At 47.7% G+C, this 11048-nt stretch carries 9 protein-coding genes and 1 other annotated feature; of the genes, 7 read left to right on the top strand and 2 right to left on the bottom strand.

Features of this window, described 5'->3' with window-relative positions; translation table 11 throughout:
• Positions 1–198: 198 nt before the first annotated feature.
• The 3 genes from FD07_RS06780 (at position 199) to FD07_RS06770 (ending at position 2383) form a co-directional block, all read left to right on the top strand.
• Positions 199–714 (top strand): Panacea domain-containing protein, encoded by a 516-nt coding sequence (locus tag FD07_RS06780; RefSeq protein WP_020089525.1) that lies wholly within the window; start codon positions 199–201, stop codon positions 712–714.
• Between the two features lie 146 nt (positions 715–860).
• Positions 861–1319 carry a Panacea domain-containing protein gene (locus FD07_RS06775; protein WP_020089526.1) on the top strand — a complete coding sequence of 153 codons (459 nt, stop codon included), beginning with the start codon at positions 861–863 and terminating at the stop codon, positions 1317–1319.
• Between the two features lie 584 nt (positions 1320–1903).
• Positions 1904–2383, top strand: coding sequence for a type II toxin-antitoxin system antitoxin SocA domain-containing protein (locus FD07_RS06770; protein WP_020089527.1), 480 nt, complete (start codon positions 1904–1906; stop codon positions 2381–2383).
• 87 nt (positions 2384–2470) lie between these two features.
• On the opposite strand, the gene asnA is transcribed toward FD07_RS06770, so the two are convergent.
• On the bottom strand, positions 2471–3478 hold the full coding sequence (gene asnA, locus FD07_RS06765) for an aspartate--ammonia ligase (RefSeq protein ID WP_020089528.1): 1008 nt from the start codon (positions 3476–3478) through the stop codon (positions 2471–2473).
• Positions 3479–3542: 64 nt separating this feature from the next.
• Positions 3543–3793 (bottom strand) — a binding site (T-box leader).
• Between the two features lie 661 nt (positions 3794–4454).
• Between asnA and FD07_RS06760 the strand changes: the two genes are divergently transcribed.
• Both FD07_RS06760 and FD07_RS06755 read left to right on the top strand, forming a co-directional pair.
• Entirely contained in the window at positions 4455–5873 is a 1419-nt protein-coding gene (locus FD07_RS06760) for an amino acid permease (RefSeq protein WP_020089529.1), read from the top strand.
• Positions 5874–6075: 202 nt separating this feature from the next.
• Positions 6076–7131 carry an LCP family protein gene (locus FD07_RS06755; protein WP_033388834.1) on the top strand — a complete coding sequence of 352 codons (1056 nt, stop codon included), beginning with the start codon at positions 6076–6078 and terminating at the stop codon, positions 7129–7131.
• A 67-nt stretch (positions 7132–7198) separates the two neighbouring features.
• Here FD07_RS06755 and FD07_RS06750 read toward each other — a convergent pair whose 3' ends face one another.
• On the bottom strand, positions 7199–8146 hold the full coding sequence (locus tag FD07_RS06750; RefSeq protein ID WP_020089531.1) for an NAD(P)-dependent oxidoreductase: 948 nt from the start codon (positions 8144–8146) through the stop codon (positions 7199–7201).
• Between the two features lie 287 nt (positions 8147–8433).
• Between FD07_RS06750 and FD07_RS06745 the strand changes: the two genes are divergently transcribed.
• Entirely contained in the window at positions 8434–9888 is a 1455-nt protein-coding gene (locus FD07_RS06745) for a cytochrome ubiquinol oxidase subunit I (RefSeq protein ID WP_020089532.1), read from the top strand.
• Positions 9881–10891, top strand: coding sequence for a cytochrome d ubiquinol oxidase subunit II (gene cydB / locus FD07_RS06740; RefSeq protein WP_020089533.1), 1011 nt, complete (start codon positions 9881–9883; stop codon positions 10889–10891). The genes FD07_RS06745 and cydB overlap by 8 nt, the downstream gene beginning before the upstream one ends.
• The last annotated feature ends 157 nt before the right edge of the window (positions 10892–11048 follow it).

Genomic DNA, 11048 nt, shown 5'->3' with positions numbered 1-11048 from the left:
TACGGTCAGTTATTAGGTGCTTACGGATTGGTAAATGAAAATAACCTAAGAGTGGGCACCTATCGGACTGATGGGTGCCTTATTTGTGCAGTGGCTGGACCACTAAATGGGTGGATACGATTGTGATTGAATTTCTGCAGAGCACTTGGTATGGTTAGACCACTAGAAGTTAACTGACAAAAGGGGACGGGGTAGCTCATGAAAGTTAGACGGATGGTCAATTGGTTGCGGGTACAGAGTGAGACGCAAATGGGGATGTATGGTGCCGAAGAGCTGACGCAGTGGAAGGCGATGGCACTGCTGTATTATATTCAAGGGACGTATTTGGCGCTCTATGGTGTGCCAGCGTTTAAAGATGACATTGTGATTGAGAAAAACGGCCCAGTCATTGCGGCTGTGCGTCATAAGTACGGGGACCGGATTCGGATTGTTGGCAAGCTGGGGAAGAAAACATGGGCAGATGATTATCACATTGAAGATCATCATCCTCAACTTTTAGATGTGTTGCATGCCGTCTGGATGGCTTATGGCGATATGTCGACTATTGAGCTCCGTCAGCAGATGCTACAGGAACGGCCCTGTCAGGAGACACAGGTTGGACAGGTGGTTGACTTAGACGCCCTGACAGCTTACTTTCAGACAGATATTGTGGCCCTTCCTGAGGAGATTCAGGATGATCCCGCGGTGGATGCGGTACATATGGAGACGGTGTAAAGATACTACCAGTAAATAACTTGATAGCGGGGCTTGATCGTAGGGTCAGGCTCTCTTTTTTTAGCTAGTCAATACGATTGCGTTTGAATGGACGGCTTGCTATAGTTAGAACACAGCAATTACAAGACGAAAAGAGGCGATAATTCATGGATGTTTTAAAGATTGTAAATTGGTTTCGAGTGGAGAGTCATGCGCAGATGCGTTTATACGATGCCGATGAACTGAGTTTGATGCGCGTGATGAAGCTACTCTATTACGTGCAGGGAACGAATTTAGCGGTGTATGGGGAATGCGCTTTTGATGACCAGATTTTAGCTTGGAAATCGGGACCGGCAGTTGCGTCAGTCGAAGACAAATATGCTGGGAAGATTAGTATTGTTGGTCAGATCTCTAAGCAAGCTGCAGCCGATTTTGAGGAAATTGAGATGAATCATCACAGCCTGGCTGATATTTTACACGCCGTCTGGGACGCATATGGGACGTTGTCTGCACTAGAGTTAGTTGCCCAAAGCAAGTCGGAAAATCCTTGGCGAGAAACTGCGATAGGTCAAACAATCTCAAATGAAAAGATGCGTGCCTTCTTTAAAGCAGAGGTTGTCAGCTAAGTGAGTAAGAAAATAACGATAAAAAATCCACCACGTAAAGAATCGCGAATAAGCGTAGTTAGAAGTCCGGATCGACGACTTGTTTTTAATTTTTCCTTTTTGACACATGATCGGAAATATGGGCTTGAGTCTCGACAATTTAGTAAAGATATCAAAAGCACTTTTTTGACGAATCTATCCCGGCTATCGCAAGCACCATTTGAACAAATCCTATTACTGGATAAGCGCCATGGGCTGGAACGATTACCGCAAGAGCAGGTTAACTTTTCAATGAATCAGGATTTTGTTAAGTCGGGAAGGTTTGAGGCCTGTTTGACGGGATTGTGGATTTTTCGACTAAATACAAAGGGACGGGTTATCGGTATGGTTCTGAATGAGACATTCTATATTTTGGCGTTTGATTTGAGTTTTAGTACGTATCGACATTGAACATAAATAGTTGCCCAGTCGTTTGTCCAGCCGTGAGATAGCTCATAGGGTGCGTACGATTTGGGTTGTGTCTGGCACCCGACCTTGTTATCATGAGGCTAAGGCAGAATTGAGTAGACGGAGTTGACAGGAAGGCTTTCCAAGGAGGGTCCGAAGTGAACAACGATATCGATCAAATGGTCAATTGGTTTCGGGTCAAGAGCAGCCAACAGATGCAGGAGCTGGATGCCGATGAGCTGAGTCGCGCGAAGGTTTCGCAGCTGTTGTATTACGTACAGGGCATCTGCGTGGTTGTCTATGGCATCAATGCGTTTACCGATGATCTGGTTGCGGGCGAACGTGGGGTCATGATCCCCGCGGTGGAACGTCAATATGCTGGTGAGACTGGCATTGTTGGCTACATTTCGGCTGAAGATCAGGCTGACTATGACTACTTAGCGTCCATTCAACAGTTTCAAGCCATCTTAGAGTGTGTCTGGCAGACCTTTGGACACCTGTCAGCTATCGACCTGATGGAAATGGTGCAATACGAACAACCGTGGGCTGAGACGCTTCCCGGAGAGCCCATTTCCACGGAGCTGATGGAAGATTACTTCAAAGATAAGGTTATTGCTAAAATTAAAACAGACAATTAAAGAGTCAGTCACAAAAAGCGCCATTCGTCAGCACCGAGGATTTCCCCAGGCTAACGAATGACGCTTTCCTACTATATTAATTTAGTCTTATAACAAGTGAATGTTGGCAGCTTCACACTGGTCGATCATGGCTTGTGGCCAGATGGACGTTTGAACTTCACCAACGTGCGCCTTACCCAGCAACAACATGCATAGCCGGGATTGACCGATCCCACCACCAATAGTGTAAGGGAGTTCTCCGTTCATAATCATTTTGTGATAAGGCAGGCTCAAACGGTCTTCTGCGTGGGCAATCTTTAATTGCTTTTGCATGGAGGCAGCGTCGACCCGGACACCCATACTGGAGATTTCAATAGCTTGTTGTAAGGGTTCATACCAGAACATGATGTCACCGTTTAGTTCCCAGTCGTCGTAGTCAGGGGCTCGGCCGTCGTGACGTTTGCCACTCTTTAAGGCGCCACCGATCTTCATTAAGAAGACACAGCCCAACTTCTTGCTGATGGCGTTCTCACGTTCCCGTGGCGTCATTTCAGGGTACATATCTTCCAATTCTTGTGTCGTAATGAAGTGGATTTCGTCTGGTAAGTGGTGAACGGCTTGGGGGAACTTGTACCAGACTTCGTGTTCCATGTGCTTGATTACTTTGAAGATGGTCCGAACTGTGGACTTCAAAGTGTCGATCGTCCGTTCATCCTTGGCGATAATCTTTTCCCAGTCCCATTGGTCAACGTAGGCGGAGTGGAAGTTGTCCAAGTCTTCGTCTTTCCGAATGGCGTTCATGTTGGTGTAGAGCCCTTCATGCATTTGGAAGCCGTTCTTCTTTAAAGCGACCCGCTTCCACTTGGCGAGAGAGTGGACGATTTCAATCTGAGAATCGCCCATGTCAGCCATCGTGAATGAAACGGGCTTTTCCACACCGTTTAAGTTATCGTTCAACCCAGTGGACTTCTCGACAAACATCGGTGCCGTCAATCGTGATAAGTTGAGTTGCTTCCCGAATTCATCTTGGAAGGTTTCACGGATGTAGCGAATAGCTTCTTGGGTTTCTTTGATAGACAATTTTGGATCGTATGATTTTGGAATGATTAAATGCATAAGCGATTCTCCTTTGGGTTTGTGGTGAGATAAAATAAAAAAAGTTTTTCCATCCCTTGTGTAATCAAGGGACGAAAAAACTTTTCGCGGTACCACCCAAGTTGCCCACTCTAGAAATGGGCCAGCTCAATTAGAGTACAAACATACTCTACCGATGGTAACGTACCGGTTTACGGCTAACCCTACTGTGACAGTGTCGTTCAGGCAGCAACTAAGAAAGTGTTATTCCGAGTAATCAGGTACTGATTGGGTTTTCACTAAGTCCCAACTCACTGACAGGCTGACTAAACGTACTCGTCTTTCCTCCGTCTTTTTATCTTATGGGATTAATCCTAGCACCTTTTTTTGATTTGTAAACAAGAAAATTAAAATCTGACGAGAACTTTTGCCAGAAAGAGGTCGATAAAACCGCGGTAGAATCGGTATTTCGAGCTATTGAAAAATTTTAAAAATTTGTGAGCTGGCTATATTTTACGCAAGGATAGGCTGCAAGGACGCTGGAAGTTGGTGACGTGGTCTTAAAATATAGCTGTAGAGGTAGTCATTCTACTCAAGTGGACATCGTTTCCTACATGAGTTGGTGGTATAAAGCATTGTACACTGACATCCAGCAATCAATCATTGCCAATCTGTGAGAAGGGGCGATTTTCTCTCTAGTGTCGCGCTCGACTTCTAATTAATAATCTCTGTTCAGCGAGAGCACGATAGTCTCAGATTCTTTGCCAATCTTAACTTCGTAAATAAACAGTTTCGGGCTAACCAGTCCCGAACGATGCTGTTCCAAGCAGGATGTTCTAAATCTCATGGTTACCCACAGTAGTTCACCATTATTCAGATGACCCATCTCGGAAGCAAACAAATCCCGTCAGTATGCGTTTTCACGGCAGTTTTATCTTGACATTTCACCCAATGAAAATTAAAATATAATAATTAGTCTTATCAAATTCTCATTATATGGGTGAAAGGAGGAGTCGCAATGGCAAAGCAGCCACTACAACTTTTTATCAAGAAACAGGTGCAGACTGATTTATACAAGAAAACGGGGTTGGAGAAGACCTTAACGGCATTCAGCCTAACGACGATGGGAATCGGTGCGATTGTAGGTTCCGGGATCTTCATCACGCCCGGCCTGATTGCGGCCAACTACACGGGACCGAGTGTCATGTTGTCGTACGTGATCGCCGTGGTCGTCTGTGCGATGGCTGCGCTGTGCTATTCCGAATTCTCTTCGACGATTCCCTTAGCAGGAAGTGCCTATACCTACGTTTACGCTGTGTTTGGTGAATTCGTGGCGTGGATTCTGGGCTGGGCGTTGATTTCTGAGTATCTCTTCGCCGTGTCGTCGGTGGCCGTTAGTTGGTCATCGTATTTCCAGAACTTGATGGGGGGATTCGGGATTAAACTCCCGGCGTTCCTCCAAGCCGCAGCGGGTACCGCTGGTGTCAAGGGTGGTGGCATCGATATTGTTGCCTTACTGATCACCATGTTAGTAGCAGCGTTACTCTCGAAGGGGATTCGGGAATCAGCGCGAATCAATAACATTATGGTGATCGTCAAGATTTTAGTCATTCTCTTATTTATTGCAATTGCTATTTTTTACGTCGAGCCTTCAAATTATCGCCCATTTTTACCATTCGGAACACACGGAGTCTTCAAAGGTGCCGCGGTGGCCTTCTATGCATACATCGGGTTCGATGCTGTATCAACCGCCAGTGAGGAAGTTAAGAATCCTAAACGCAACATGCCCATCGGGATCATCTCATCGTTGTTAGTAGCGGCGGTGCTCTACATTGGCCTGTCGGCTGTCTTAGTCGGGGTTGTGCACTATACGAAGCTTGGTGTGGCCGATCCGGTGGCCTTTGCCCTCAACCTGATTCATCAGGACTGGGCGGCTGGTGTGATTTCCTTTGGGGCTATCGTGGGGATGACGACCGTGTTAATCGTCATGTCTTACGGGGGCACGCGACTGTTGTTTGCCATCAGCCGTGACGGCCTATTGCCAGCATCGCTGAAGAAATTGCACCCTAGGACGCACGTTCCCGTGGCCAACACTTGGATTTTTGGGATCGTCGCTAGTATTTTTGCGGCGTTTATTCCCATTGATAAGATTGCTGAATTGGTTAACATTGGAACGCTGTCGGCGTTTGCGATGGTTTCACTTGGCATTGTCTTCTTGCGCCATGACGAACGATTTAAGGACATGGATACATCGTTTAAGGTGCCATGGTATCCTGTCCTGCCAATCGCGTCCTTCCTGGCCTGCGTCTATCTGATGACGCAGTTACAACCATTTACCTGGGAAGCCTTTGGTGTCTGGGTCGTTCTTGGACTCATTGTGTACGTGAGCTATGGTTACCACCACAGCCGCGTTCGACGTGAGACGGCTACGGACTGACGGTGAACGGGCAGTCAAACAGAACTGAGATAAACATCGAAGCTTTGCTGCAGAGACGGCAAGGCTTTGTTTTTTATTAAGAATGTTATGGACTTAGAAAGTGTTAAGGAAAGGCCCCTATAATGGACAAGTCAGTTAAGACGAGAGTAATTTAAACCATTCGGTAAGTTAACGGATGGGTGGAAGGGTGGTTAACACAACCATGGAACCGCGACGGAGACCAAGAAGAAAGCGTCATCCTATTCGAAATATCATTATTATCCTGATTCTAGCCTTATTTGCAGGTGGAACGGCTTACGGGATGCATAAGTACCAAAGTTTAAAGAACACTGTGAAGAGCTCCTACAAGGCGTCAGGGGTGAAGAAGCTACGGAATGTCGATGAGCAACTGTCCGCGAAGAAGCCAATTTCGATTCTGCTAATGGGAACCGATACTGGGGCGTTGGGGCGGACGTTTGCCGGGCGAACCGATAGTATGATGGTTGTGACCATTAATCCGAAGACGGATAAGACGACGATCACCAGTCTGCCGCGGGATACGGCCGTGAACATTCCGGGTTACGAGAATTATGGTGTGTCGAAAATTAATGCCGCGTACGCGTACGGCAAGTCCAAGACAGCCATCACGACCGTGCAGCAGATGTTAAACGTGCCGATTGACTTCTATGCCATTATCAACATGGGCGGTATGGAGAAGATTATTGATGAGGTTGGCGGGGTGACATTGACGCCAACGTTGAGCTTTAGTTACGGCGGCTACACCTTCAAGAAGGGCGTCAAGACGCATATGAACGGGAAGAAAGCCCTGGCTTACTCGCGGATGCGTGATGACGATCCGAAGGGAGACTATGGCCGGCAAACACGGCAGCGGAAGGTCATCATGGCCTTGCTGAAGAAGTCGGGCTCCGTTAGCACCTTGCTTAACGAAGCGTTTATTAGTTCACTGACAAAGCAAACCCAGACAGATCTGACGTTTAACGATCTGACGGCGCTGGCAAGAACCTACCTGTCGGCAACCCAACACATTAAGACAACCCACTTGCAGGGAACGAGTGAGACCATCAATAGCCAGAGTATGGAGGTGGCCTCAAAATCCGAACTTCAACGGGTGACGAATTACATTTGTAATGGCCTGAGCCTTGAATACAAAGCAACTGGGACTATTGCCAATATGGACACGGCGGCCACTGCAACGACCAGTACGGATACGACTGAGAGTAATGGGGATGCTGGTGGTTCTAACGGCGGCGGGTATTAGGATAAAACTATAGAAAATGGACATCAAGAAAATTTTCTTGGTGTCCATTTTTGCTAGTTAAATTGTTTTAGTACCCCAAACTCACATCCGTCAAATTAACCGACAAACTGCCATCAGCCAACCAACTCGTCAGGTTCTTCCCGAAAATATCCAGAATTGGCTTCGTATTTTCCTTAGCAAACCCAGTTTGGTGTGGGGTAACCAATACGTTCGGGTAATCCCACAGCCGGGAATCCTTAGCCAGTGGTTCCTCTTCGAACACGTCCAGTGCCGCATGCAACACGTTTTGGTAGAGGAGGGCGTTCATCAGCGCCTGCTGGTCGACTGATTTGCCACGGCCCACGTTGATGAAAATGTTGAGCTCGTCCAATTGCTTGAAGAAGCTCTCGTCGAAGTAGTGGACGGTCGTGCTGGTCGCAGGCATGGCGTTGATGACCACGTCCGCATCCTTCAGCAGGGTGCTATCGTTAGCCAAGCTAGCCGTTTCCACAAAGCCCTCTACCGGATGACCCGAGCGATTGACCCCCGATGGGCGATTGCCAAAGCCATTCAGTAACTTCGCAATCGCCTGGCCAATACTCCCGGTACCATAAATAACGACCTTCTGGCTCGCCAGCATGCTCAAATCATCCCGTGCAGGCACCTGCCAGAAGTGACCCGCCTGATTCTTCACGGCTTCGTTAAAGCCGCGCACAAAGTACAGCAGGTAGCCTAACGTCGATTCCGCAATTGCCGGTGAGTAGACGCCACTAGCGTTGGTCACCTGGACATTATGGGCCTTGATCCAGTCCAGCGGCAGGTAGTCGATCCCGGCGCTGACCGTTTGAATCCATTTGACCTGGTTGTTTGGCGCCATCAGCGCTGCTGGGCCAACCTTTTTATCCCAACCAAAGATGATGGTGATGGGGGCTGCTGCTTCCCAGTTTTCAGCGTCGACGACTTCGACACCGGTCTTTTCCAATTGCACCCGTTGTTCAGCTGTTAAGGGTTGTAAGGTAAGTACGCGTTCTGCCATGATGAAAAACCTCCTCATACCTATTACTTATCTATTATTTTAGCACGACTTTGTGTATTTTATCCGTTAAATTTGAAAGCGCATGCATAATTTCCTAGCAAAGATAACACACATTTTCAGAAGTGTTACGAAAGTCACCGAACAATTAACACACGAATTTCGAATATATACCATCATCTTTGGGGATATTAAGGCCCAACCATTGAAAATTCACTTATCACTAGATATAATGAACACAAGACAGCAATTATTTATTTACACTAATAACGTTTGGGGAGGTTAGAAAAATGCTAAATCTTGGTCTGGATATCCTAGGCCTAGCACGGTTCCAATTTGGAATGACCACTGTCTTTCACTTCTTCTTCGTTCCATTTTCAATCGGGTTAGCCTTCGTGGTGGCAGTCATGGAAACCATGTACGCCATCAAGGGTGATGAGGACTACAAGAAGATGGCGCAGTTCTGGGGTAAAATGTTCCTCTACAGCTTCGCCGTTGGTGTGGTTACCGGTATCATCCAAGAGTTCCAATTCGGGATGAACTGGTCCGAATACTCTCGGTTCATGGGGGACATCTTCGGTGCACCATTGGCCATTGAAGCCCTGGCTGCATTCTTCTTGGAATCCACGTTCATCGGGATGTGGATGTTTACTTGGGGTCGCTTCAATAAGTGGGTCCACACGCTCTTTATTTGGTTAGTTATGTTCGGGTCTTCACTATCCGCATTATGGATTTTGGCGGCCAACAGTTTCATGCAAAATCCTTTAGGCTACATCATCAACCAACAGACTGGTCACGTTCAAATGGTCAGCTTTGGTAAAGTGATTGGGAATCCGCAGTTATGGAATGAGTTCCCGCATGTTATTTTCGGGGCTTTTGTAACCGCTGCCTTCGTTATCGCTGGGTGCTGTGCTTGGCGCTTACTTAAGAAAGACCACGTGGACTTCTACCGGAAGTCATTGAACGTTGCCTTAGTTATCGGTTTGATTTTCTCTCTGGGGTCCATCGCTACTGGTGACCTGCAGAGTCGTTACCTGATCAACAACCAGCCCATGAAGTTTGCCGCTATGGAAGGGCTCTACAAGAACTCGACCAACAAGGGTGAATGGGCCGCTGTCTCTGGCTTCAATACGAAGCAACACAAGACGACCTGGTCCGTCGACGTGCCTTACGTCCTGAACCTATTAAGTTATCACAAGACGACTGGGACCGTTAAAGGCATGAATCAAATCAATAAAGATATGCACGCGAAGTACGATAAGAAGTTTGGGAGCGACATGAACTACTACGTCCCAACGAAGACACTGTTCTGGAGTTTCCGAATCATGTCAGGTGCTGGGGCCCTGTTCGCCTTACTCGCCATCGTGGGCTTGATCTTTAACCGTAAGAGATCACAATTGATTATGAAGCAGCGCTGGTTCCTCTACATTATGGGACTGTGCCTGTGGTTACCATTCGTTGTAAACACCGCTGGTTGGTTTATCACTGAATTCGGTCGTTACCCTTGGATCGTCTATGGCCTGTTGACCATTGCCGACGCGGTTTCGCCGAATGTATCTGTGGCCTCATTGCTGACAACGAACATCGTTTACTTTGCCATGTTTGCCATCATGGGGCTCATCATGATTATCCTCTGCCACCGGACGTTAAAGGCTGGTCCGGATGCCGAGAACACCGACGGCTATTCAGCTGGTGATACGAAAGAGTTAGATCCTTACTCGAAGGGGGCGTTCAACCATGACTAGCCTGCAGCTTGTATGGTTCATTCTCATTGGCGTGTTGTTTAGTGGTTTCTTCTTCCTTGAAGGGTTCGACTTCGGTGTCGGGATGTTGGTGAAGAGTTTCGCCAAGAACAGTGACGAACGGGACGTGGTCATCAAGACCATTGGCCCACACTGGGACGGTAACGAAGTTTGGCTGATCACTGCCGGTGGGGCGATGTTCGCGTCCTTCCCAATGTGGTATGCCACCTTATTCTCTGGTTTCTATCTGATTTTATTCCTGATTCTAGCAGCGTTGATTTTCCGGGGCGTTTCCTTCGAGTTCCGAGCAAATATGAAAACGGATACTTGGCGGAGCTTCTGGGAATGGGCTTCTACCATCGGGAGCTTCTGTGCAGCCTTCCTCTTTGGGATGCTGTTCACCGCGATGATTGCCGGGATGCCAATCGATAAGAACGGTGACATGACCGCTCACTTTGGCGATTACGTCAACCTGTTCTCCCTCGTTGGTGGGGTTGCTGTGACCGTCTTGAGTCTGGTCCACGGCTTGAACTTCATTCGTTTGAAGACTTCCGGCGGTTTGCGAGACCGGGCCTTAGCCTGGAACAAGATTCTTTACCCGGTACTCTTTGCCGGGGAAGTGCTCTTCGCCGTTCTGTTATTCTTCTCCACCGACTTCTTCGCCAAGAAGCCAATGACCACCACGGCTATCGTGGTCGCACTAGTCATCTTCACCGCCTTGGCTTACTGGGGTGTTCTGGGGAACCACGAGTGGCTGTCCTTTGTTGGCAGTGGGTTATCACTGATTAGTGTGGTTGTCTTGATCTTCGATGGGTTATTCCCACGGGTCATGATCGCCAACAATCCGGCCAACTCGCTGTTAATCAAGAACTCTTCAAACTCACCTTACACGCTTCATCTGATGACGATTCTCACGTTCAGTATTCTGCCGATCGTGCTGATCTACTTCATCTGGAGTTACTGGGTCTTCTACAAGCGTCTGGCTTCACCAAAGCAGAGCGCTTAGCTTGAAATAAATGCAATCGGGGATGTCGTCTTCGGGCGGCGTCCTTTTTGATTGGTTGCACCCGTGAAATGAAGAGTTTAAATTGAGCGTATATCAGCGATGTAAGCGCTCGAAATGTGGCGATGAAAGCTGTATCATAGCAGTAAGACTTACTTGT

The organism is Levilactobacillus parabrevis ATCC 53295, from assembly GCF_001434055.1.
In the GTDB taxonomy this organism is placed as follows: Bacteria; Bacillota; Bacilli; order Lactobacillales; family Lactobacillaceae; genus Levilactobacillus; species Levilactobacillus parabrevis.
The sequence above is the reverse complement of the archived record's forward strand: the minus strand, read 5'-3'. Positions and strand labels throughout refer to the sequence as shown.